At 70.8% G+C, this 22,976-nt stretch carries 19 protein-coding genes; 8 read left to right on the top strand and 11 right to left on the bottom strand.

The window, feature by feature from the left end; genetic code table 11:
• Nucleotides 1-27: 27 nt before the first annotated feature.
• The 3 genes from QFZ75_RS29295 (at nt 28) to QFZ75_RS29285 (ending at nt 2,835) form a co-directional block, all read left to right on the top strand.
• Nucleotides 28-951, top strand: a complete 924-nt coding sequence (locus QFZ75_RS29295; RefSeq protein ID WP_307541635.1) for an ABC transporter ATP-binding protein — start codon at nt 28-30, stop codon at nt 949-951.
• Nucleotides 948-1,742 (top strand): ABC transporter permease, encoded by a 795-nt coding sequence (locus QFZ75_RS29290; protein WP_307541633.1) that lies wholly within the window; start codon nt 948-950, stop codon nt 1,740-1,742. The genes QFZ75_RS29295 and QFZ75_RS29290 overlap by 4 nt, the downstream gene beginning before the upstream one ends.
• 94 nt (nt 1,743-1,836) lie before the next feature.
• Entirely contained in the window at nt 1,837-2,835 is a 999-nt protein-coding gene (locus tag QFZ75_RS29285; protein WP_373465960.1) for a heme A synthase, read from the top strand.
• Between the two features lie 42 nt (nt 2,836-2,877).
• Here QFZ75_RS29285 and QFZ75_RS29280 read toward each other — a convergent pair whose 3' ends face one another.
• The 4 genes from QFZ75_RS29280 to QFZ75_RS29265 all read right to left on the bottom strand — a co-directional run bounded on the left by QFZ75_RS29280 (nt 2,878) and on the right by QFZ75_RS29265 (nt 6,380).
• Nucleotides 2,878-3,642, bottom strand: a complete 765-nt coding sequence (locus QFZ75_RS29280) for a nucleotidyltransferase domain-containing protein (protein WP_307541631.1) — start codon at nt 3,640-3,642, stop codon at nt 2,878-2,880.
• 18 nt (nt 3,643-3,660) lie between these two features.
• Nucleotides 3,661-4,767 (bottom strand): amidohydrolase family protein, encoded by a 1,107-nt coding sequence (locus QFZ75_RS29275; RefSeq protein ID WP_307541629.1) that lies wholly within the window; start codon nt 4,765-4,767, stop codon nt 3,661-3,663.
• Nucleotides 4,768-4,886: 119 nt separating this feature from the next.
• On the bottom strand, nt 4,887-5,243 hold the full coding sequence (locus QFZ75_RS29270; protein WP_307541627.1) for a hypothetical protein: 357 nt from the start codon (nt 5,241-5,243) through the stop codon (nt 4,887-4,889).
• A 183-nt stretch (nt 5,244-5,426) separates the two neighbouring features.
• Entirely contained in the window at nt 5,427-6,380 is a 954-nt protein-coding gene (locus QFZ75_RS29265; RefSeq protein ID WP_307544881.1) for a heme o synthase, read from the bottom strand.
• 355 nt (nt 6,381-6,735) lie between these two features.
• Here QFZ75_RS29265 and tkt point away from each other — a divergent pair, with 355 nt between their 5' ends.
• The 5 genes from tkt to pgl are packed head-to-tail and all read left to right on the top strand — an operon-like array spanning nt 6,736 to nt 13,407.
• Nucleotides 6,736-8,823 carry a transketolase gene (gene tkt, locus QFZ75_RS29260; RefSeq protein WP_307541625.1) on the top strand — a complete coding sequence of 696 codons (2,088 nt, stop codon included), beginning with the start codon at nt 6,736-6,738 and terminating at the stop codon, nt 8,821-8,823.
• Nucleotides 8,824-8,863: 40 nt separating this feature from the next.
• Nucleotides 8,864-9,982, top strand: coding sequence for a transaldolase (gene tal, locus QFZ75_RS29255; protein ID WP_307541624.1), 1,119 nt, complete (start codon nt 8,864-8,866; stop codon nt 9,980-9,982).
• 1 nt (nt 9,983) lies between these two features.
• Entirely contained in the window at nt 9,984-11,510 is a 1,527-nt protein-coding gene (gene zwf, locus QFZ75_RS29250) for a glucose-6-phosphate dehydrogenase (protein ID WP_307544879.1), read from the top strand.
• Nucleotides 11,507-12,628 (top strand): glucose-6-phosphate dehydrogenase assembly protein OpcA, encoded by a 1,122-nt coding sequence (gene opcA, locus QFZ75_RS29245; RefSeq protein ID WP_307541622.1) that lies wholly within the window; start codon nt 11,507-11,509, stop codon nt 12,626-12,628. The genes zwf and opcA overlap by 4 nt, the downstream gene beginning before the upstream one ends.
• Entirely contained in the window at nt 12,625-13,407 is a 783-nt protein-coding gene (gene pgl / locus QFZ75_RS29240; RefSeq protein ID WP_307541620.1) for a 6-phosphogluconolactonase, read from the top strand. Before opcA ends, pgl begins: the two co-directional genes overlap by 4 nt.
• Before the next feature lie 94 nt (nt 13,408-13,501).
• On the opposite strand, the gene pgi is transcribed toward pgl, so the two are convergent.
• From pgi to QFZ75_RS29205, 7 genes are all read right to left on the bottom strand, one after another.
• On the bottom strand, nt 13,502-15,160 hold the full coding sequence (gene pgi / locus QFZ75_RS29235; RefSeq protein WP_307541618.1) for a glucose-6-phosphate isomerase: 1,659 nt from the start codon (nt 15,158-15,160) through the stop codon (nt 13,502-13,504).
• 267 nt (nt 15,161-15,427) lie between these two features.
• Nucleotides 15,428-15,763 (bottom strand): RNA polymerase-binding protein RbpA, encoded by a 336-nt coding sequence (locus QFZ75_RS29230; RefSeq protein ID WP_003957010.1) that lies wholly within the window; start codon nt 15,761-15,763, stop codon nt 15,428-15,430.
• Between the two features lie 235 nt (nt 15,764-15,998).
• Nucleotides 15,999-16,229: a preprotein translocase subunit SecG gene (secG, locus tag QFZ75_RS29225; protein WP_030358806.1), complete on the bottom strand. Its 231-nt coding sequence runs from the start codon at nt 16,227-16,229 to the stop codon at nt 15,999-16,001.
• 145 nt (nt 16,230-16,374) lie between these two features.
• Nucleotides 16,375-17,151, bottom strand: coding sequence for a triose-phosphate isomerase (gene tpiA / locus QFZ75_RS29220; protein WP_307541612.1), 777 nt, complete (start codon nt 17,149-17,151; stop codon nt 16,375-16,377).
• A 6-nt stretch (nt 17,152-17,157) separates the two neighbouring features.
• Complete coding sequence (gene pgk, locus QFZ75_RS29215) at nt 17,158-18,369, bottom strand: phosphoglycerate kinase (protein WP_307541610.1); 1,212 nt, start codon at nt 18,367-18,369, stop codon at nt 17,158-17,160.
• 133 nt (nt 18,370-18,502) lie between these two features.
• Nucleotides 18,503-19,513, bottom strand: a complete 1,011-nt coding sequence (gene gap, locus QFZ75_RS29210) for a type I glyceraldehyde-3-phosphate dehydrogenase (RefSeq protein WP_307541608.1) — start codon at nt 19,511-19,513, stop codon at nt 18,503-18,505.
• Nucleotides 19,514-19,704: 191 nt separating this feature from the next.
• A complete protein-coding gene (locus tag QFZ75_RS29205) occupies nt 19,705-22,653 on the bottom strand; it encodes a M14 family metallopeptidase (protein WP_307541607.1) in 2,949 nt (982 codons plus the stop codon).
• Between the last annotated feature and the right edge of the window lie 323 nt (nt 22,654-22,976).

Genomic DNA, 22,976 nt, shown 5'->3' with positions numbered 1-22,976 from the left:
TGGCGCTCATGCGAAGTGAGGCCGCCCATGCGAAGTGACCCAGTCGTCCAGGTCGGCGCTCTGGTGAAGCGTTACGGCCGGAAGACCGCCGTGGACGGCCTGGATCTGGTGGCCCGGGCGGGCATCACCGCCGTCCTGGGACCCAACGGCGCGGGCAAGACGACCACCGTCGAGAGCTGCGAGGGCTACCGGAGGCCCGACTCGGGGACCGTGCGGGTGCTGGGCCTCGACCCGGTGCGCGAGGCCGCCGCCCTGCGCCCCCGCATCGGCGTGATGCTGCAGTCCGGCGGCGTGTACCCCGGCGCCCGCGCCGACGAGATGCTCGGACACGTCGCGAGGCTGCACGCGCACCCGCTGGACGTGGCCGCGCTGACCGAGCGCCTGGGCCTCGGCGGCTGCGGCCGGACCACGTACCGGCGGCTGTCGGGCGGCCAGCGGCAGCGCCTCGCGCTCGCCATGGCCGTCGTCGGCCGCCCCGAACTGGTCTTCCTGGACGAGCCGACCGCGGGCCTCGACCCGCAGGCCCGCCGGGCCACCTGGGACCTCGTGCGCGACCTGCGGGCCGACGGTGTCTCGGTGATCCTCACCACGCACCACATGGACGAGGCCGAGCAGCTCGCCGACGACGTGGCGATCATCGACGCGGGCCGGGTCGTCGCCCAGGGCTCCCCGGAGGAGCTGTGCCGCGGCGGCGCCGAGAACACCCTGCGGTTCAGCGGCCGCCCCGGCCTGGACATGACCTCGCTCCTCAAGGCCCTCCCGGCGGACTCCACGGCGGCCGAGCCCGCCCCGGGCTCGTACCGGGTGGGCGGCAGGATCGATCCGCAGCTGCTTGCGACCGTCACCACCTGGTGCGCCCAGCACGGGGTGATGCCGGAGAAGATCTCCGTGGAACGGCACACCCTGGAGGACGTCTTCCTGGAACTCACCGGTAAGGAGCTGCGCGGATGAGCGCGGGAACGGACACCCCGGCCACCGGCGGGGGCACCTACGCACCGCGTCCGGGAGCGGCCCCGCTGCCCCGGATGATCGCGGCACAGGCGGCCCTCGAGACGAGGATGCTGCTGCGCAACGGCGAGCAGCTGCTGCTGACGGTGATCATCCCGACGCTGCTGCTCGTGCTGTTCAGCGCCGTGGACATCGTGGACACCGGCGAGGGCGAGGCCGTCGACTTCCTCGCGCCGGGCATCCTGGCGCTCGCCGTGATGTCCACGGCGTTCACCGGCCAGGCCATCGCGACCGGCTTCGAGCGGCGGTACGGGGTGCTCAAGCGGCTCGCCGTCTCGCCGCTGCCCCGCTGGGGCCTGATGACGGCCAAGACCCTGTCCGTGCTGGTCACGGAGGTCCTCCAGGTGATCCTCGTGACGGTGATCGCCCTCGCGCTGGGCTGGTCGCCGCAGGGCAGCCCCTTCGCCGTGCTGCTGCTCCTGGTCCTCGGCACCGCCGCCTTCTCCGGCCTGGGCCTCCTCATGGCCGGCACGCTGAAGGCGGAGGCCACACTGGCCGCCGCGAACCTGGTGTTCCTGCTGCTGCTGGTCGGCGGCGGGGTGATCGTCCCGCTGGACAGGTTCCCGCAGGCGGCGCAGGACGTCCTCGGCCTGCTGCCGATCTCCGCGCTCTCCGACGGCCTGCGGGACGTGCTCCGGCACGGCGCCGGGATGCCCTGGGGCGACCTCGGGATCCTGGCGGTGTGGGCGGTCGTGGGCCTCGCCGCCGCCGGGAAATTCTTCCGCTGGGAGTGACCGCACGGCCGCACGGGAGTGACGCGGCGGTCGCGCACGGTGGCAGCGAGGGGGCTCGTGAACGCATGCACAAGCGGCCCCCTACGATGGTCGCGTGCCAAACGTGACCCGAGCGGACGCCGCTCACGCCGTGCGCAACCCGCTCGCCTTCGTCGCCGGGCGCTGGACCCCCGCTCCCCGGACGGTCCGGCGCGCCGCTCTCGCCGCGCTCGTCATGGCGGTACTGATCGTGGTCACCGGTGGTGCGGTCCGGCTGACCGGCTCGGGCCTCGGCTGCCCGACCTGGCCCAAGTGCACCGACGACTCGCTCACCACCACGAGCGCGATGGGCGTGCACGGCGTCATCGAGTTCGGCAACCGCATGCTGACGTACGTCCTGTGCGCCGCGGTCGGCTGGGCGATCGTCGCCGCCCGCTCGCAGAAGCCGTACCGCCGCAGCCTCACCCGGCTCGGCTGGGCGCAGTTCTGGGTCGTCATGGGCAACGCGGTCCTCGGCGGCGTCGTCGTCCTGGTGGGCCTGAACCCGTACACGGTCGCCGCCCACTTCCTCCTCTCCACCGCCCTGATCGCCGTCGCCACGGTGATGTGGCAGCGCACCCGCGAGGGTGACGACGCGCCGCGTCCCCTGGTCGGCGAGCCGGTGCGGCAGATGGCGTGGATCCTGGTCGGCGTCACCGTGCTGCTGATCGCGGTGGGCACGGTCGTCACCGGCGCCGGCCCGCACGCCGGCGACTCCAGCGAGGTCGAGCGCATCCCGCTGGACTGGGAGAACGTCACCAAGCTGCATGCCGTACTGGCCTGGATCGTGGTGACGCTGACCTTCGCCCTGTGGTTCGTCCTGAAGGCCGTCGACGCCCCGAAGGGCCCGCTGCACCGCACCCGCGACCTGTTCCTGGTGCTCCTCGCGCAGGGCGCCGTCGGGTACGTCCAGTACTTCACCGACCTGCCGGAGATCCTGGTCGGTGCCCACATGTTCGGTTCCTGCCTGGTGTGGATCGCCACGCTCCGCGTCCTGCTGGCGCTGCGGGAGCGGCCCGAGGTCCTGGCGGACCTGCCGGGCCAGTCGACGCGGTCGGCGCTCAGCCGCACCTGAGCGGACCCGCCGCGCGCCCGCGGGACCGTCCGTGCCGGTACGTCACGTGTACGCGGCCACCAGACGGTCGATCGCCGGTCCCAGGTAGTCCCGGGTCAGCCGCCCCCGGCGGGCCGTCCACTCCCGGGCCGGCGCCGGCGCCGGCGCCGGCCCCTGCTCCGGGTACCGGCGGCGCCTGATGTCCGCGACCACCTCCACGGGCGCGCCGAGGCCGGGCAGCAGATCCAGTGCCTCGCGCTTGGTGATCAACCGCCCCTGCGCGAGGGTGACCGAGGCCCGGGCATACGTGACCATGCCGAGGTCCACCCAGACGTCCTGCGTCCAGTTGCCCGCGCGGTCCACCTCGCGGCGCCAGAAGTCCCGCTGGTCCCGGACGACGAACGCGGCGAGCTCCTCGTCCGTCACCGGCGGCAGCAGCTCCTCGGGCCCCTGCCCCGACAGGACGAGGCCGAAGCGGTGCAGTTCGCGCCGGGTGACCGGCGTGACCGGCCGTCTGAAGAGGTGCCGGTGCGCCCAGGTGAGGTGCCGCCCCTCCGTGTCGGCCGCCGTCCCCGGCGTCAGATAGCTGCAGTGCAGCCTGGCCACGAGCGGTTCGTGGCGCAGCCGGGCGTGCAGCCGGGCCACCCGCCACGGCATTCCCGCCGTGACCGGGTCCTCCAGGACCACGATCAGATCCAGATCGCTGCGGCCCTCCTGGTAGTCGCCCCCGGCGAGCGAGCCGTGGGCCCACACGGCCAGGGGGCCGAGATCGCGCAGTTCGGCGCGGAAGCGGTCGAGGAGCCGGTCGGTCGCGACGGTGCGGGTCATGCGCCCAGTCTGTGCAGCTCACCGCACCCCGTACACCCGCTTGGCGTTTCCCGCCGCGATCAGTCCCGCCACCCGCTGCGCGTCCGGCTGCGACCAGGCGCCCTCGGCCACCCAGGCACCGAGCACCCGCGCGAGCGCCTCGCGGAAGAGGTGCGCTGCGACCACATGGAGTTCGGGCAGTGCGTGGGCCCCGCTGGAGAAGAGCAGTTTGCCGAAGGGGGCGAGTTCCAGGATCTCGGAGAGCACGGCCGCCGCCCGGGCCCCGGTGCGTACGAGCGCCGCGCCCAGGTCGGCGTACACGTGCGGGAACACTCCCGCGAGGTGCGCCGCGTGGCGGTGGTACGGGTAGCCGTGCAGCAGCACCAGGTCGGTGCCGAGCCCCGCCGTGGCGCGGGCGAAGTCGGTGAACAGGGCGGGGTCGGTGCGGTCGATGCGCAGTCCGGGCTCGCCGAGTCCGACGTGCAGTTGGAGCGGCCGGCCGGAGGCGACGGCGATCCACAGCAGGTGCCGCAGCAGGACCGGGTCGTTCAGCACGCCGCCCACCCGGCGGTCCGCCAGCCAGCGGCCGGCCGCGCCCCGCACCTCGCCCGGGCCGGGCGGCTGGGGCGCGAGCGCCAGTCCGTGCCGTGCGCCGGCCACCGAGGTGAACGCGACGGCGTGCGCGGCGGCCCCGTGCACCGACTCGGCGAGGTTGGCGAGAAAGGACTCGACGGTTCCCGAGGTGTCGGCGACCTGCTCGGCCAGCAGTTCGAGGCGGACGATCTCGTGGGCGTCGGCGGCCCCCGTGGAGGCCATCTCGCCCGGTCCCGTGAGGTCGCCCGGCAGCCCGGTGTCGACCAGGTAGGTGGTGATGCCGGTCCCCCGCAGCAGCTTGCGCCCCACCTCCAGGACGCCCAGTTCCCGGCGCCGCGCCAGGTAGTGGGCGGGCGGGCAGTGCGGTTCCAGACCCAGCAGAGGGGGGCACCAGCGGCGTACGGCGAAGCCGGTCTGCGTGTCGAAGAACGTGGTGCCGGGGGCGGGCAGGCCCTCGCCCCTGGCCAGGTGGGCCTCGAAGGTGCCGAGGCCCAGCTCCGTCCGCAGCACGCCGTGGCAGTACTGGTCGACCAGCGACGGCGTTTCGATCATCCGGACCTCCCCACGCGTGGCTCCGCCATGTCGCAGGGCTTAACGGGTGAGGTGCGCTCTCGGGTGCGGGTGCGCCCGGGCCGGTCGTGCCGTTCCCGGCGCCCCCGCGGGGCAACGGGTCAGTCGTTGCGGGGGCCGCCGACCTGGATGCCCGCCATGCGGGTCCACTCGTACGGGCCCGTCCTGACCTTGTTCGCGAAGTCGCCGTCGAACGACTCGTGGACGGTGATGCCGGACCGCTTCACGGCTTCCTCGGCGAGCGCGTGGGTCGGGGCCACGAGGTCGCCCCACTCGCCGTCCTCCCCCACGAGGACGATCCGGGCGCCCTTCTGCCCGAGGTACGCGATCTGCCCCTCGGCGCCGCCGTGCGCCTGCGCGAAGGCGCAGATGTGCTTCGCGAGCTTCGCCGCACGCCGCTCGGCCCTGGCGTCCGGCGTGCCGTCGGCGCCCTCGTCAACCTGCTGGATGTCTGCCATACGAGAATGCTACCGACGGGTAGCCCCCAGGGCCACGCCCGGCACCCTCCAGCGACAGCGACACAGCCTTCCGCCCCACGCCTCTCAGGGGCGCGGGGAACTGCGCGACAAGCCACGACGGACCGGCACCGGGCGACGAACCCCGGCCCCGACCCGCCCCTCACCCTCAAAAAAAGCGGGGCGTCACCGCAGGAACGGGTCCACGGCCACCGCCACGAACAGCAGCGACACATAGGTGATCGACCAGTGGAACAGCCGCATCTCCTTGAGCTTCGCCCCCACGGCACCCCCCTTGGCCCGCGACTGCAGCCCGTGCGCCTCCCAGAGCCAGAACCCCCCGGTCACCAGCGCCACCACGGTGTAGAACCACCCCGTGTAGCCCAGCGGCGTCAGGAGCAGGGAGACGACGACCATCGCCCAGCTGTAGAGGACGATCTGCCGCGCGACGACCTTGTTGGAGGCCACGACCGGCAGCATCGGCACGCCCACGCGCGCGTAGTCGTCCTTCACCTTCATGGACAGCGGCCAGTAGTGCGGCGGTGTCCAGAAGAACATGACGAGGAAGAGGATGACCGGGGCCCACGACATGGAGTCGGTGACGGCCGACCAGCCGATGAGGACGGGCAGGCAGCCCGCGATCCCGCCCCACACGATGTTCTGCGACGTACGCCGTTTGAGGATCATCGTGTACACGACGACGTAGAAGAGCAGGGCCCCGAGCGCCAGCCAGGCGGACAGCCAGTTGACGGTGAGGCCGAACAGGAGGGTGGAGCCCACGGCGAGCGTGATACCGAAGACCAGGCACTCGAGGGGGCTCACCATGCCCGTGACCAGCGGCCGCTGCGCCGTACGTTCCATCAGCGCGTCGATGTCGCGGTCGATGTACATGTTGAGCGCGTTGGCGCCCCCGGCGGACAGGTAGCCGCCGAGGCAGGTGAGGAGCACCAGCTTCAGATCGGGCACCCCCTGCTCCGCGAGGAACATCACCGGAACGGTGGTGATCAGCAGCAGTTCGATGATCCGTGGCTTGGTGAGAGCGACGAACGCCTTGACCCGGGCCCCGAACGGCCGGTGGTTCGTGCCCTGGCTCGTCCCGAGCACTCCCGCTGGACGGGATTCAACGGCCGTCACGCACACCCCTGACAGAGACATCCCAGCGAGCCCCGGGTGTGAACTCCCGGTAAAGGCTCGCGCGTACCACGCCACTGTAGACGTTGCCCAGACCCCGGCCCCCGCGGGGGTCCGCTCGTGTTGAAAGGGTCCCGCGAAGGACTGATCGGCTTCGGATTGAGCAGTCGGATGGACAGCTCCGTATTCACTTGCCGAATACGGAACCCGCCGGTCGGGAGGCGGAAGGGGGGAAGTCCCGGCAGTCTGGAATGACTCGAAAAAATGCGCGTTGCCACGGGGGTAGGCTCGACAGCGAGCCGGTGGGCGCCACGTGCACCGGCATTCGACATGTGCAACATGTGGAGAGGAGCCCTGACCCAGGGTGAGCACCAAGCCGACCACAACAGACCTCGAGTGGACCGAACTGGACCAGCGGGCCGTCGACACCGCCCGCATCCTGGCCGCCGACGCCGTACAGAAGGTCGGCAACGGCCATCCGGGTACGGCGATGAGTCTGGCACCCGCCGCGTACACCCTTTTCCAGAAGGTGATGCGGCATGACCCGGCGGACCCCGAATGGACCGGCCGCGACCGCTTCGTGCTGTCCGCGGGCCACTCGTCCCTGACCCTCTACACACAGCTCTACCTGGCCGGCTTCGGCCTGGAGCTGGACGACCTGAAGTCCTTCAGGACCTGGGGCTCGAAGACCCCGGGGCACCCCGAGTACGGGCACACCCGCGGTGTGGAGACGACGACTGGGCCGCTCGGCCAGGGTGTCGCCAACGCGGTGGGCATGGCGATGGCCGCCCGCTACGAGCGCGGCCTGTTCGACCCGGAGGCGGCCCCCGGCACCTCCCCGTTCGACCACTTCGTCTTCGCGATCGCCGGTGACGGCTGCCTCCAGGAGGGCATCTCCGGCGAGGCCTCCTCGCTGGCGGGCCACCAGAAGCTCGGCAACCTGGTCCTGCTGTGGGACGACAACCACATCTCGATCGAGGGCGACACCGAGACGGCCGTCTCCGAGGACACGGCCAAGCGGTACGAGGCCTACGGCTGGCACGTCCAGCGCGTGGAGCCGCAGGAGAACGGCGACCTCGACCCGGCCGCCCTGTACGCGGCGATCGAGGCCGCGAAGGCGGTCACGGACAGGCCGTCCTTCATCGCGATGCGCTCGATCATCGCCTGGCCCGCGCCGAACGCGCAGAACACCGAGGCCGCGCACGGCTCGGCGCTCGGCGACGACGAGGTCGCGGCCACCAAGCGGGTCCTCGGCTTCGACCCGGAGAAGTCCTTCGAGGTCGCCGACGAGGTGCTGGCGCACGCGCGCAAGGCGCTCGACCGCGGCCGTGAGGCCAGGGCCGAGTGGGAGAAGGGCTTCGGCGAGTGGCGCACCGCCAACCCGGAGCGCGCCGCGGAGTTCGACCGCATCGCCGCGACCGAGCTGCCGGCCGGCTGGGAGGAGAAGCTCCCGGTCTTCGAGACCGGCAAGGGTGTCGCCACCCGTGCCGCGTCCGGCAAGGTGCTCCAGGCGCTCGGCGCCGTCATCCCCGAGCTGTGGGGCGGGTCCGCCGACCTCGCGGGCTCCAACAACACGACGATCGACAAGACGTCGTCCTTCCTCCCGGCGGACAACCCGCTCCCCGAGGCGGACCCGTACGGCCGCACCATCCACTTCGGCATCCGCGAGCACTCCATGGCCGCGGAGATGAACGGCATCGCGCTGCACGGCAACACCCGCATCTACGGCGGCACCTTCCTGGTGTTCTCCGACTACATGCGCAACGCCGTCCGCCTGTCCGCGCTGATGCGCCTGCCGGTGACGTACGTGTGGACGCACGACTCCATCGGCCTCGGCGAGGACGGTCCGACGCACCAGCCGGTCGAGCACCTGGCCTCGCTGCGCGCCATCCCCGGGCTGAATGTCGTGCGCCCGGCCGACGCCAACGAGACCGCGCTCGCGTGGCGCGAGATCCTGCGCCGCTACACCAAGGTCTTCGGCGAGGGCAACCCGCACGGCCTCGCGCTGACCCGCCAGGGTGTTCCGACGTACGAGGCCAACGAGGACGCGGCCAAGGGCGCGTACGTGCTCTTCGAGGCCGAGGGCGGCGAGCCCGAGGTCATCCTCATCGCCACCGGTTCCGAGGTGCACGTGGCCGTCGAGGCGCGCGAGCAGCTCCAGGCCGCCGGCACCCCGACCCGGGTCGTGTCCGTGCCGTGCGTGGAGTGGTTCGACGAGCAGGACCAGGAGTACCGGGACTCGGTGCTTCCCCCGTCCGTGAAGGCGCGGGTCGCGGTCGAGGCCGGTATCGGTCTGACCTGGCACCGTTTCGTCGGGGACGCGGGCCGCATCGTCTCCCTGGAGCACTTCGGCGCTTCGGCCGACGGCAAGGTCCTCTTCCAGGAATTCGGTTTCACCGCCGAGAACGTGGTGAACGTCGCCCAGGAATCGATCGCCGCGGCCCGGCGCTGACGCCGACGCCGACATACGACACGTAGGAGATGCATTTTCCATGACAGACGCACTGAAGCGCCTCTCCGAGGAAGGCGTCGCGATCTGGCTGGACGACCTGTCGCGCAAGCGGATCACGTCCGGCAATCTCGCCGAACTGATCGACCAGCAGCACGTCGTGGGCGTCACCACCAATCCGTCGATCTTCCAGAAGGCGATCTCCCAGGGGGACGGCTACGACCAGCAGCTGTCGGACCTGGCAGCCCGCAAGGTCACGGTCGAAGAGGCCATCCGCATGATCACGACGGCGGACGTCCGTGACGCCGCCGACATCCTGCGTCCGGTCTTCGACGCGACGCAGGGCCAGGACGGCCGGGTCTCCATCGAGGTCGACCCGCGCCTGGCGCACAACACCAAGTCGACCGTCGCCGAGGCCAAGCAGCTCGCCTGGCTCGTCGACCGGCCGAACACGCTCATCAAGATCCCGGCGACCGAGGCGGGTCTGCCGGCGATCACCGAGACGATCGCGCGCGGCATCAGCGTCAACGTCACGCTGATCTTCTCGCTGGAGCGCTACCGCAAGGTCATGGAGGCGTACCTCGAAGGTCTGGAGAAGGCCAAGGCCGCCGGCCTCGACCTGTCCACGATCCACTCCGTGGCGTCCTTCTTCGTGTCCCGCGTGGACACCGAGATCGACAAGCGGCTGGACGCCCTCGGCACCGACGAGGCCAAGGCCGCCCGCGGCAAGGTGGGCCTCGCCAACGCGCGGCTCGCCTACCAGGCGTACGAGGAGGTCTTCTCCTCGGACCGCTGGGCCGCCCTGGACAAGGCGCAGGCCAACAAGCAGCGTCCGCTGTGGGCCTCGACCGGTGTCAAGGACCCGGCCTACAAGGACACCCTGTACGTCGACGACCTGGTCGCGCCGAACACGGTGAACACCATGCCGGAGGCGACCCTCTTCGCCGCCGAGAGCCACGGGCAGATCACCGGCAACACCATCGCCGGTACGTACGAGCAGGCCCGCGCCGAGATCGACGCGGTCGAGAAGCTCGGGATCTCGTACGACGAGGTGGTCCAGCTCCTGGAGGACGAGGGCGTCGAGAAGTTCGAGGGCGCCTGGAACGACCTGCTCAAGTCGACCGAGGCGGAGCTCCAGCGCCTCGCCCCCTCGGAGGGCTGAAATCTTGTCAAGCAGCAATCCGCTGCGTGACCCGGCGGACCGACGGCTCCCGCGTATCGCGGGGCCGTCGGGCCTCGTCATCTTCGGGGTCACGGGCGATTTGTCCCGTAAAAAGCTCATGCCTGCTGTTTATGACCTTGCCAACCGCGGCCTGCTGCCGCCGGGCTTCTCCCTCGTCGGCTTCGCGCGCCGGGAGTGGGAGAACGAGGACTTCGCCCAGGAGGTCCACGACGCCGTCAAGGAACACGCCCGCACACCGTTCCGCGAGGAGGTCTGGCAGCAGCTCGTCCAGGGGATGCGCTTCGTCCAGGGCACCTTCGACGACGACAACTCGTTCGAACGGCTGCGCGAAACGATCGGTGAGCTGGACAAGGCACAGGGCACGGGCGGCAACTTCGCCTTCTACCTCTCCGTGCCGCCGTCCGCGTTCCCGGTGGTCATCCGGCAGCTGAAGAAGCACGGCCTCGCCGACCAGTCGAGCGGCTCCTGGCGGCGCGCGGTCATCGAGAAGCCCTTCGGACACGACCTCAGGTCGGCCGAGGACCTCAACGCCACCGTCGAGGAGGTCTTCGCCCCGGACCAGGTCTTCCGCATCGACCACTACCTGGGCAAGGAGACGGTCCAGAACATCCTGGCGCTGCGCTTCGCCAACCAGATGTTCGAGCCGATCTGGAACCGGTCGTACGTCGACCACGTGCAGATCACGATGGCCGAGGACATCGGCATCGGCGGCCGCGCCGGCTACTACGACGGCATCGGCGCCGCCCGTGACGTCATCCAGAACCACCTGCTCCAGCTGATGGCCCTCACGGCCATGGAGGAGCCCGCCTCCTTCGACGCGGACGCGCTCGCCGCCGAGAAGACCAAGGTGCTCGGCGCGGTCAGGCTGCCCGCCGACCTCGGCGCGAACACCGTCCGCGGTCAGTACGCCGAGGGCTGGCAGGGCGGCGAGAAGGCCGTCGGCTACCTCCAGGAAGACGGCATCGACCCCACGTCGAAGACCGACACCTACGCGGCGATCAAGGTCGAGGTGGACAACCGCCGCTGGGCGGGCGTCCCCTTCTACCTGCGGACCGGCAAGCGCCTGGGCCGCCGGGTCACCGAGATCGCCGTCGTCTTCCAGCGCGCCCCGCACTCCCCCTTCGACCACACGGCGACGGAGGAGCTGGGCCAGAACGCGATCGTCTTCCGCGTCCAGCCCGACGAGGGCATCACGGTCCGCTTCGGCTCCAAGGTGCCCGGCACCTCCATGGAGATCCGGGACGTCTCGATGGACTTCGCGTACGGCGAGTCGTTCACGGAGTCCAGCCCCGAGGCGTACGAGAGGCTCATCCTCGACGTCCTGCTGGGCGACTCGAACCTCTTCCCGCGCACCGAGGAGGTCGAGCTGTCCTGGAAGATCCTCGACCCGATCGAGGAGTACTGGGACAAGCACGGCAGGCCCGCGCAGTACCCGTCGGGCACCTGGGGGCCCGTCGAGGCCGACCAGATGCTCGAGCGAGACGGACGGAGCTGGCGTCGGCCATGAAGACAGATCTGACGGACACCACGGCCAGCAAGATCAACAAGGCGCTCGTGAAGGCGCGCCGGGCCATAGGCACCCCGGCCGTCGGCATGGTCCTCACCCTCGTCATCGTCACCGACGAGGAGAACGCCTACGACGCCCTGAAGGCCGCCAACGACGCCTCGCGCGAGCACCCTTCGCGCACCCTCGTCGTCATCAAGCGCGTCTCGCGCTCACCCCGCGACCGGACGAAGTCCCGGCTGGACGCCGAGGTGCGGGTCGGCGCGGACGCGGGCACCGGGGAGACGGTCGTCCTGCGGCTGTACGGCGAGGTGTCGGACCACGCCCAGTCGGTCGTGCTGCCGCTGCTGCTCCCCGACGCGCCGGTCGTCGTCTGGTGGTCGGTGGACGCGCCCCGCGACGCCGCGGGCGACCCGCTGGGCGCCCTCGGCCAGCGCCGGGTCACCGACAGCTATACGGCGGAGAAGCCCGTCGAGGAGCTGAAGGCCCGCGCCGAGAGCTACGAGCCGGGCGACACCGACCTCGCGTGGGCCCGGATCACTCCGTGGCGCTCCATGCTGGCCGCCGCCCTCGACCAGGTCGACTGCGAGGTCGTCTCCGTCGAGGTGGCGGGCGAGGAGGCGAACCCCAGCGTCGAGCTGCTCGCCATGTGGCTGGCCGACCGTCTGCACGTGCACGTGCGGCGCGCCGTCTCCGCCGGTCCGGGCCTGACCCAGGTCCGGCTGGAGACGACCGGCGGCCCCATCACCCTCCACCGTTCCGACGGGGCGATGGCCACGCTGGCGCTGCCCGGCCAGCCGGACCGCGCGGTGGCGCTCAAGCGCCGCGAGACGTCCGAACTGCTCGCGGAGGAGCTGCGCAGGCTCGACCCGGACGAGACGTACGCGTCCGCGCTGCGGTTCGGCGTGGACCGGCTGGGCGGTATCCAGTCGGCCTCCCAGCGGCCCGAGGCGGCCACCTGGACCCCGGGCGAGCTCCCGGTCCGTCCGGTGCAGGACGCTCCGGCGCCGGCCGGGAAGTCCGTGTCACCATCGGCGTCCGCCGCCGCGGCGGGCGAGGGCGACGCGTCGCGTCCCACCCCCGCCCAGATGCCCCCGGTCAAGAAGGCGGACCCGCAGTGAACACTCCCCAGCTGGTCGTCCACCGCGACAAGGAGCTGATGGCCCAGGCCGCCGCGGCCCGGCTCATCACCAAGGTCGTGGACGCGCAGGCTTCCCGCGGTCACGCCTCGGTCGTCCTGACCGGGGGCCGCAACGGCAACGGTCTGCTGGCGGCGCTCGCGGCGGCACCGGCCCGGGACGCCGTCGACTGGGGCCGGCTCGACCTGTGGTGGGGCGACGAGCGGTTCCTGCCCGAGGGCGACCCCGAGCGCAATGTCACCCAGGCCCGGGAGGCGCTGCTCGACTCGGTGCCGCTGGATCCGGAGCGGGTGCATGCCATGCCCGCGTCGGACGGGTCCTGGGGCTCCGACGTGGACGCGGCGGCGCAGGCCTACGCGGCCGAGCTCGCCGAGGCCGCCGGGCCGGACGACCACGGCCCGGTCCCGTCCTTCGACGTGCTGATGCTGGGCGTCGGGCCGGACACGCACGTGGCGTCGCTCTTCCCCGAGCTGCCCGCGGTCCGGGAGACGGAGCGGACGGTGGTGGGGGTGCGCGGTGCGCCGAAGCCGCCGCCCGTCCGGGTCACGCTCACGTTGCCCGCGATCCGTTCGGCCCGTGAGGTGTGGCTGCTCGCGGCGGGCGAGGACAAGGCGGAGGCCGCGGCGATCGCCCTGTCCGGCGCCGGTGAGATCCAGGCGCCGGCCGCCGGTGCGCGCGGCCGCACCCGCACGCTGTGGCTCCTGGACGCGGCGGCCGCGTCCCAGCTGCCACGCGCGCTGTACCCGCCGGCGTCACCCTGACGGACGGGGCACCGGTCACCCCCGCGCCCCTGAGTACCTCCAGGGGCGCGGGGAACTGCGCAGCCGGCCCTCACCGGACCCGCACCCGACATCGCTACCCGCGACGCCCCCGCAACTCCCGGTACGTGGCCACGAGAGCCTTGGTGGACTCGTCGAGCCCGGAGACCTCGGCACCCTCCGTGAGAGCCGGTTCGACCCGCTTCGCCAGCACCTTGCCGAGCTCGACCCCCCACTGGTCGAACGAGTCGATGTTCCAGATCGCGCCCTGCACGAACACCTTGTGCTCGTAGAGCGCGATCAACTGCCCGAGCACCGACGGAGTCAGCTCGCGCGCGAGAATCGTGGTCGTCGGGTGGTTGCCCTGGAACGTCTTGTGCGGCACCAGCTCCTCGGGCACTCCCTCCGCCCGTACCTCGTCCGGCGTCTTGCCGAAGGCCAGCGCCTGCGTCTGCGCGAAGAAGTTGGCCATCAGCAGGTCGTGCTGCGCCTTGAGAGGGTCGCTGAGCTCGGCGACCGGCTCGGCGAAGCCGATGAAGTCCGCCGGGATCACCTTCGTGCCCTGGTGGATGAGCTGGTAGTAGGCGTGCTGGCCGTTGGTGCCGGGCGTGCCCCACACCACCGGTCCGGTCTGCCACTGCACCGGGTTCCCGTCGCGGTCCACGGACTTGCCGTTGGACTCCATGTCCAGCTGCTGCAGATACGCCGTGAACTTCGACAGGTAGTGCGAGTACGGCAGCACCGCGTGCGACTGGGCGCCGTGGAAGTTGCCGTACCAGACGCCGAGCAGGCCCAGCAGCAGCGGCACGTTGGACTCGGCGGGCGCGGTCCTGAAGTGTTCGTCGACGAGGTGGAAGCCGTCGAGCATCTCGCGGAAGCGCTCCGGGCCGATCGCGAGCATCAGTGACAGGCCGATCGCGGAGTCGAACGAGTAGCGTCCGCCGACCCAGTCCCAGAACTCGAACATGTTGGCCGTGTCGATGCCGAAGTCGGCGACCTTCTCCGCGTTCGTCGACAGCGCCACGAAGTGCTGGGCGACGGCTTCCTGACCGGCCTTCAGCCCGGTCAGCAGCCAGTCGCGCGCCGAGGTCGCGTTGGTGATCGTCTCGATGGTGGTGAACGTCTTCGAGGCGACGATGAACAGCGTCTCGGCCGGGTCCAGGTCCCGCACGGCCTCGTGCAGGTCGGCCCCGTCCACGTTCGACACGAAACGGACCGTCAGGTCCCGGTCGGTGAAGGCGCGCAGCGCGTCGTACGCCATCGCCGGACCCAGGTCGGAGCCGCCGATGCCGATGTTGACGACGGTGCGGATGCGCCGGCCGGTGTGCCCGGTCCAGGCGCCCGAGCGGACCTGCCCGGCGAAGCCGGCCATCTTGTCGAGCACGGCGTGCACCTTCGGCACGACGTTCTCGCCGTCGACCTCCACGACCGCGTCGCGCGGGGCGCGCAGCGCGGTGTGCAGGACCGCCCGGTCCTCGGTGACGTTGATCCTCTCACCGCGGAACATCGCGTCCCGCAGGCCGGGCACGTCCGTCGCCGCGGCCAGCTCGCGCAGCAGCTCCAGCGTCCGGTCGGTGATCAGATGCTTGGAGTAGTCGACGTGCAGGTCACCGACCCGCAGTGTGTACGCGGCGCCCCGTCCCGGGTGCCGGCCGAACAGCTCGCGCAGGTGCGCCCCGGCGAGTTCCTCCCGGTGCTCGGCCAGCGCGGTCCACTCGGGCGTCTGATCGAGCCTGGTGCGGCTTTCTGCGTTCATTTCGGACTTCCGCCTCTTTCCTGCCTGGCTTGCGTGCCTTGCCCCGCTACCGGTCCCAACCTAATTGATCAGGGGGTGACGTGAGCCGTCGTCCCGGGGTCATCCGGGTCAACAACGGATACGTCCGGTTCGGTCGCAGGTGTCAGCACGGCGGCGGAGGAGCCGCGCGGCTCCGGGCGTACGGAAAATACGCCGCGCGGAGATGCGCGTACGGGCCCGGGACGCGACCGGCCGGACACCGAGAGGTGTCCGGCCGGATCCCGACTCCTAGATCTCGCCCCGCAGTTTGGCGAGTGCCTCGGCGAGGATCGCCTCGCCGTCGGCGTCGCTGCGCCGCTCCCGCACGTACGCCAGGTGCGTCTTGTACGGTTCGGTGCGCGGCGGGTCCGGCGGATTGTCCCGGTCCTGTCCGGCGGGAAAGCCGCAGCGGGGGCAGTCCCAGGTGTCGGGGACCTGCGCGTCGCTGGCGAAGCTGGGCTGCGTCTCGTGCCCGTTGGAGCACCAGAAGGAGATGCGCAGCCGGGGCGCGGACTCGCCGCGCTCGGCCTCGCCCATCGGCCCCGCCCCGACCCGGCTTCCTCGGATCGCGTTGCCACTTGCCACGGTCGTAACTCCCTGCGTGATGGTGCCGCGAAACGAGTCGGCGTGACGCTTCGCTGCGAGCGCCTCAGTCTACGTAAGGCCCAACGCGCGTCCAGTGATAGGAGTTACACCCCGCACACAGACGCAAGCCCCATGATAGGCCGCGCCTGCGGGCGCGTACCGGACATGGGGCCTTACGTGCGCAATGTGCTTGCGTAATGTGCGTTCGTGCTGCTGAGCCGGTGTCGGCCGGCGGTCAGTTGTTGACCTTCATCAGGATGCCCAACACCACAATGGACGCGAACCAGAGCAAACCGACCACCACGGTGATGCGGTCGAGGTTGCGCTCGGCGACCGAGGACCCGCCGACGGACGACTGCATGCCGCCGCCGAACATGTCGGAGAGGCCGCCGCCCTTCCCCTTGTGCATCAGCACCAGCAGCATCAGCAACAGGCTGAAGACGATCAGGGCGATCGAGAACCCCATAACCACGGCTGGACCAACTTCCTAGGACTTGGACGGACGACGGGGGCCGGTGCTTCGGGTACGAAGCAGCCCGGCCCCCGCAAGGGTACGACGTAACGCCGCTACGGCATACTCGCAGCTCGGCGCTTCCCGTCCGGAGCGCGGCCTACTGGTCGCGGAACCGGGCGATCTTGACGAACTCGTCGGCGTCCAGCGAGGCGCCGCCCACCAGGGCGCCGTCGATGTCGGGCTTCGCCATGATCTCCGCGACGTTGCCGGACTTCACCGAGCCGCCGTACTGGATGCGGACGGCGTCGGCCACCTCCTGCGAGTACAGCTCGGCGAGCTTGCCGCGGATCGCCCCGCAGACCTCCTGGGCGTCGTCGGCGCCGCAGACCTTGCCGGTGCCGATGGCCCAGACGGGCTCGTACGCGATGACGATCGACTCGGCCTGCTCGGCGGGGACGTCCTTGAGACCGCCCTCGACCTGGCTCAGCGTGTGCGTGACGTGGTTGCCCGCGTCACGGACGTCCAGCTCCTCGCCGACGCACAGGATCGGCGTGAGTCCGTGCTTGTACGCGGCCTGCACCTTGGCGTTGACGATCGCGTCGGTCTCGGCGTGGTACTGGCGGCGCTCGGAGTGGCCGATCGCCACGTACGTGCACTTGAGCTTGGCCAGCATCGCGCCGGAGATCTCGCCGGTGTAGGCGCCGGAGTCGTGCGCCGAGATGTCCTGGGCGCCGTACTTGATCTTGAGCTTGTCGCCGTCGACCAGGGTCTGTACCGAACGCAGGTCGGTGAAGGGCGGCAGGACCGCGACCTCACAGGCGTCGTAGTCCTTGTCGGCGAGGGCGAAAGCGAGCTTCTGGACGTGCGCGATGGCCTCGAGGTGGTTGAGGTTCATCTTCCAGTTGCCCGCCATCAGCGGCGTGCGAGTGGTCATACGGGGTCAGTCCTCCAGTGCGGCGAGACCGGGGAGCGTCTTGCCCTCGAGGTATTCGAGGGAGGCGCCGCCACCGGTGGAGATGTGGCCGAATGCGTTCTCGTCGAAGCCCAGGATGCGCACGGCCGCGGCGGAGTCGCCGCCGCCGACGACCGTGAAGGCCCGGGAGTCGAGCAGGCCCTGGGCGACCGCCCGGGTGCCCTCGGCGTAGTCGGGGTGCTCGAAGACGCCCATCGGACCGTTCCAGAAGACGGTGGCCGCGTCGGCGAGCTTCGAGGCGTACAGGGCGCCGGTCTCCGGACCGATGTCCAGGCCCATCCGGTCGCCCGGAATGGCGTCCGCGGCGACGGTGGCCGGGTCGGAGGGCGCCTTGGTCTTGAGGTCGGGGAACCCGGCCGCGACCACGACGTCGACGGGGACGACCAGCTCGACGCCGTTCTTCGCGGCGCGCTCGACGTACTCGTTGACGGCCGCCAGCTGGTCCTCCTGGACCAGGGAGGCGCCGATCTCGTACCCCTGGGCCTTGAGGAAGGTGAAGGCCATGCCGCCGCCGATGAGCAGGCGGTCCGCCTTGTCGAGCAGCTCGTCGATGACGGCGAGCTTGTCGGAGACCTTGGAACCGCCGAGGGCGACCACATAGGGGCGCTCGACGTCCTCGGTGAGCTTCTTCAGGACGCCGACCTCGGTGGCGATGAGGTGGCCCGCGTAGTGCGGCAGCCGCGCCGGGAGGTCGAAGACCGAGGCGTGCTTGCGGTGCACCGCGCCGAACCCGTCGCCCACGTAGACATCGGCCAGAGCGGCCAGCTGGTCGGCGAACTCGCCGCGCTCGGTGTCGTCCTTGGACGTCTCGCCGGCGTTGAAGCGGAGGTTCTCGATGACCGCCACCTGGCCGGGCTGCAGCCCGTTCACGGCGTCGTGGGCGGCGGGGCCGACGGTGTCCTGGGCGAACGCGACGGGCGCGTCGAGCAGCTCGCCGAGCCGCTCGGCGGCGGGCAGCAGGGAGAAGGCGGGGTCCGGGGCGCCCTTGGGGCGGCCCAGGTGCGAGGCGACGACCACCTTGGCGCCGGCCTCGGCGAGGGCCTTGACGGTCGGCAGGACGGCGCGGATGCGGCCGTCGTCGGTGATGCGGCCGTCGGCGAGCGGCACGTTCAGGTCGGCGCGCACGAAGACGCGCTTGCCGTCGACCCCCGCGGCGAGAAGTTCGTCGATCGTCTTCATAAGTGGACTCCTGTGGAGGGCTCTTTTGTCGTCCGGGTAAGGGCTGATCGCTCAGCACGTGCCACAGGGCCCGGGGTGCGCGGCGGTGCGCTGCCCGGGCCCTGTGTTCACACGAGGTGCCTTGTTCCTTGGACTAGAGCTGTTCGCCGACGAAGACCGTGAGGTCGACGAGGCGGTTGGAGTAGCCCCACTCGTTGTCGTACCAGCCGAGGATCTTCACCGTGCTGCCCTCCTGGACCATGGTCAGGGAGGAGTCGAAGGTGCAGGAGGCCGGGTCGCCGACGATGTCGGAGGAGACGATCGGGTCCTCGGTGTAGGTCAGGAAGCCCTTGAGGTCACCGTCGTCGGAGGCCTTCTTGAACGCGGCGTTGACCTCGTCCTTGGTGACCTCGCGCTGCAGCGTCACGACCAGGTCGGTGGCGGAGCCGGTCGGGACCGGGACGCGCATCGCGATGCCGTCGAGCTTGCCCTTGAGCTGCGGGAGGACCAGCGCGGTGGCCTTGGCGGCACCGGTGGTGGTCGGGATGATGTTCTCGGCGGCGGCGCGGGCGCGGCGCAGGTCCGAGTGCGGGAAGTCCAGGATCCGCTGGTCGTTCGTGTACGCGTGGACCGTCGTCATCAGACCCTTGACGATGCCGAAGTTCTCGTCGAGGACCTTGGCCATCGGCGCCACACAGTTGGTGGTGCAGGAGGCGTTCGAGATGACGTGGTGGTTCGCCGCCTCGTACTTGTCCTGGTTGACGCCCATCACGATCGTGATGTCCTCGTCCTTGGCCGGAGCCGAGATGAGGACCTTCTTGGCGCCGCCCGCGATGTGCTTCTCGGCGTCGGCCTTCTTGGTGAAGATGCCGGTCGACTCGATCACGATGTCGACGCCCAGGTCGCCCCACGGGATGTCGGCGGGGTTGCGCTCCGACAGCACCTTGACGGTGTGCCCGTCGACGGTGATCGTGTCCTCGGTGTGCGACACCTCGGCCTTGAGCCGGCCCAGGATGGTGTCGTACTTGAGCAGATGAGCGGTGGTCGCGGTGTCACCCAGGTCGTTGACAGCCACGATCTCGATGTCAGCACCCTGCTCCAGCAGCGCGCGGAAGTAGTTACGACCGATGCGGCCAAAGCCGTTGATGCCTACGCGGATCGTCACGAACCGATCTCCTCGTTAGGTACGCCGGCTGTGTACGCCGGCGAGTTGTATGGGATGTCCCCGACCGCCTACGACCCTACCTCCCTGAGGCTCGCGGGGTGACATCGAGACGCCCCTATACACGGCAAGGCGGTCCGTACCCGCCAGTAGGGGTACGGACCGCCTCGGGCTGGACGCCCTTCACCGCCTGGTCAGCGGCGCAGTGCCGCCAGCGCCCTGCCGAGCAGGGCCGTGCGGTCGCCCGCCGCGGTGACGTGCTCCAGACCGAAGCCGAACAGCACGGTGTCCCGGGTGGTGACCGCGCCGTACGTCTTGAAGAGCTCGCCGGACAGGCCCCAGTCCTGGACGACCGCCGGGCTGCCCGCGGGCGGTCCGGGGACCTTCCAGGCGCCGAGCGACGTCTCGAAGCCCTCGGCCTCGCCCGCCGTGCCGCCGATCACGACGGAGGCGTTGTCGGCGAGGACCCCGTGCCCCCCGGAGCCCGGGTCGGTGATGTAGCTCAGCGACACCTCGACCGTCTTCCCGGCGTACGCCGACAGGTCGAACTCGACCTGCTGCCAGCCGTCGGAGGCCCCGGTGAAGCTGTTCCAGGAGCCGCTCGTGCCGGACGCGGTGCAGCCGGTGTCGCCCCGGGTCAGGTAGCGCTCGAGGGCGGGGTGCCCCTGGAGGAAGAAGCCCGCCTCGCACTCGGCGGGAACCGCGGTGCCGGTGGCGCCGCCCTTGTCCGGGAGCGTGGTCCAGTCGTCGGCCCCGGCCGTGTGCGCCTCGAGGACCGCGTGGTCGTAGCCCTCCTCGGTGTCCCACAGCAGCTGGGTGCGCAGTGCGGGCGCGTCGGCCGCGCTCACCCCGGTGAGGTCGATGGTGCGGGTGAGACGGTTCCAGGCGTAGTCGGTGTGCGTGACGGCCGCCATGGACGCGCCCTCGTACGGACCGTACGGGTTGACGGTGCCCGGGTAGCCGCCGGCTCCCGCGCTCGCGAACTGCGGGTACGCGGCGACGGGCAGGGTGTCCGAGGTGACGCTGTAGGCGCCCGCCGCGTTCAGCGGATTCCCGGGCGTGTCGCCGAGCGGTCCGCCGGCGCCCTCGAGCTTGCCCGAGCCGGTGAAGGCGGTGGCGCCCGGAGTGTTCGTACGGGAGTACGCGCCCAGGTAGTACTGGCTGAAGTCGTTCGTCAGGGCGCCCGGCAGCGCGACCTGGCCGCCGGCCTGCTCGCCCGCCTCGATCAGCTTGCCGCCCTCGTTGAGGTAGGCGCGCAGCTGCAGCTGGGTGGTGTAGCCGGGGCGGTCCGCGCCGGTGTGGTGGACGACCGTCCCGAAGTGGCCGAGGACGCCGAGCGCGTCGGGCGCGCCCTGGGTGGCGACGTCCCAGACGACGGCCTTGCGGCCGTTGGCCTTCAGGGCGTCGACGTAGGTCTGCGCCTTCGTCGTGGCAGCCCCCTCCTCGGCGACGACCAGCGTGTCGGCGCGCGGCCGTTCGGCGACCGTGTACGTGAAGTGCTGGCTCGCGGTGGGCTTCCCGCCGCGGGCCTTGCCGGTGAACCAGACCTCGACCTTGTCGCCCGGCTCGCCGTCCCGGACCTTCGCGCGGTACTCGTCGAAGTAGAGGTTGTCCTCGCCGCCGTAGGTCTCGCCGCCCTTCCAGGGCTTGAGCGCCTGACGCTTCGTACGGCCGTTGTCGACGCGGTACCTGAGCTCCTTGTCGCCCACGGACCTGCGGGCGACGACGGAGACCTCCTGGTCGGCGCCGCGGGAGTACGAGGTCGTGAAGGGGGCCGGGGTGAAGTCGGGGGCGTCGATGCCGACGGAGGACTTCGGCCGGTCCGGCTTCGCCGCCGCCTCGGCGACGGAGAGCGCGAACGGGATGTTCTTGGCGAACTCCTGCTGGATCAGCTTCTCGTCGTCCGGGAAGGTGAAGACCGACGCGCAGTCGGCCGCGTTCCAGGCGTCGTCCGGGTAGAGGTTCGACGCCGTCTGGCAGGTCGACATCTCGGGGGTGAACAGCGCCGTGCCGTTGACGTTGGACGCGTGTCCGTCGGCCTCGCCGTTGGTCGTGTAGAGCTCGGAGGAGACCTGCGGGCGGTAGCCGGGGATCGCCGAGTTCTCCGGGGTACCGGCCAGGGACTTGTAGAGCACGTCGTCGGGGCTCGGGGTCGCCACCTGCCAGCCGACCCCGTAGAGGAGCAGTTCGGCGGCGGAGTGGTAGTTGATGCCGTACTCGAAGCCGATGCGCTTCTCGAAGGCGTCGAGCGCCTTGGTCTCGGGCTCGGAGCCGGGGCTCGCGCCGCGGTAGGTCTGGCTGGTCGGGTACGGCGACGAGCCTTCGTCGTCGTAGCCCCACTTGTAGGCGAAGTTCCGGTTGAGGTCGACGCCGTCGCCGACCGTCAGGGCCCCGTCGCCGTTGACGTCACGCAGGTTCTTGCGCCACTGGCGGTCGCCCTCGGCCTTGAACGTCCAGTCGTAGCCGTCGGGGTTGGCGGACAGCACGAACCACAGCTCGGTGGAGTCCACGAGCTTGGTGACCCGCTGGTCCTTGCCGTAGTTGTCCAGGTAGTAGTGCATCAGGCGCCGGGTCATCTCGGGCGTGATCCACTCACGGGCGTGCTGGTTGGACATGTACAGCGTGGACGGCTTGGCGCCGTCCTTGGTCTTCTTGGCACCCTTGGAGAGCTTGACGGCCAGGATGTCCTGCCCCTGGACGGTCTTGCCGATGGAGACGACCTTCGTCAGGGACGGGTTCTGCTGCCCGGTCCTGAGGATCTCCTCCCGGAGGTTGCCCGCGCCGCTGTACGGGCGGTAGACGCCGTCCCCCGCGGCGGCCACGCGTGCGCGTGCCTTCGCCGAGAGCTTGTGCTCGGCGAGGTCGACGCCCTTGTCCTGCAGCTGCTCGGCCTGCTTGTCGGTGAGGTAGACCTCGACCGTGGCCGTGCCCTTCTGCGGTACGCGTTCGCCCAGCTCGTGACTGTCCTGGCCCGCCGCCAGGAGCAGGGGTACCTGCTCCTTGGTGACGTCGGCGCGGAACACCTTGACCTCGTCGGCGCCCGGGTCGGCTGCGCCGGGTTCCGCCTGCGCCATGGGTGCGACGCTCACTCCTGCGATCAGGAGTGCGCCGGCAGCGAGGATCGATCTCGCTCTTCGTCTCATGAGCCCCCCTTGCGGTGGTTCGCCACAACGGCGAACAGATGCCAGGCTCATGACACTTCATGGTCAAGTCAAGAGGGTGTCCCCGACGGCGGGACACGGATGCGGTTACCCCAAATGGGCTTGTGCGGAGGCGTGTTGGGGGGGGAGGAACGGAAGGCGAGGTCGTTTGCCGGGTGCGGGCCGGCGGGGGTTGCTCGCGCGGTTCCCCGCGCCCCTGAGGCGGACGGGGCACATGGAGTGTCGGGTGCAGGCCGAGTGGCGGGTCCGTGCCGGTCAGCTCGCACCCCGGCTCACCCGGGGGCGCGGGGAACTGCGCGCTCAGC

It is taken from the genome of Streptomyces sp. V3I8 (assembly GCF_030817535.1).
Lineage (GTDB): Bacteria > Actinomycetota > Actinomycetes > Streptomycetales > Streptomycetaceae > Streptomyces.
Note: the sequence above shows the minus strand (reverse complement) of the source record. Positions and strands in the feature narration are given on the sequence as shown.

Bases quoted from the DNA above. Each gene is read 5' to 3' on its own strand.
- QFZ75_RS29295 (WP_307541635.1), top strand. From the start codon at position 28: ATGCGAAGTGACCCAGTCGTCCAGGTCGGCGCTCTGGTGAAGCGTTAC.
- QFZ75_RS29290 (WP_307541633.1), top strand. From the start codon at position 948: ATGAGCGCGGGAACGGACACCCCGGCCACCGGCGGGGGCACCTACGCA.
- QFZ75_RS29280 (WP_307541631.1), bottom strand. From the start codon at position 3,642: ATGACCCGCACCGTCGCGACCGACCGGCTCCTCGACCGCTTCCGCGCC.
- QFZ75_RS29275 (WP_307541629.1), bottom strand. From the start codon at position 4,767: ATGATCGAAACGCCGTCGCTGGTCGACCAGTACTGCCACGGCGTGCTG.
- QFZ75_RS29270 (WP_307541627.1), bottom strand. From the start codon at position 5,243: ATGGCAGACATCCAGCAGGTTGACGAGGGCGCCGACGGCACGCCGGAC.
- tal (WP_307541624.1), top strand. From the start codon at position 8,864: ATGACAGACGCACTGAAGCGCCTCTCCGAGGAAGGCGTCGCGATCTGG.
- opcA (WP_307541622.1), top strand. From the start codon at position 11,507: ATGAAGACAGATCTGACGGACACCACGGCCAGCAAGATCAACAAGGCG.
- pgi (WP_307541618.1), bottom strand. From the start codon at position 15,160: ATGAACGCAGAAAGCCGCACCAGGCTCGATCAGACGCCCGAGTGGACC.
- secG (WP_030358806.1), bottom strand. From the start codon at position 16,229: ATGGGGTTCTCGATCGCCCTGATCGTCTTCAGCCTGTTGCTGATGCTG.
- tpiA (WP_307541612.1), bottom strand. From the start codon at position 17,151: ATGACCACTCGCACGCCGCTGATGGCGGGCAACTGGAAGATGAACCTC.
- pgk (WP_307541610.1), bottom strand. From the start codon at position 18,369: ATGAAGACGATCGACGAACTTCTCGCCGCGGGGGTCGACGGCAAGCGC.
- QFZ75_RS29205 (WP_307541607.1), bottom strand. From the start codon at position 22,653: ATGAGACGAAGAGCGAGATCGATCCTCGCTGCCGGCGCACTCCTGATC.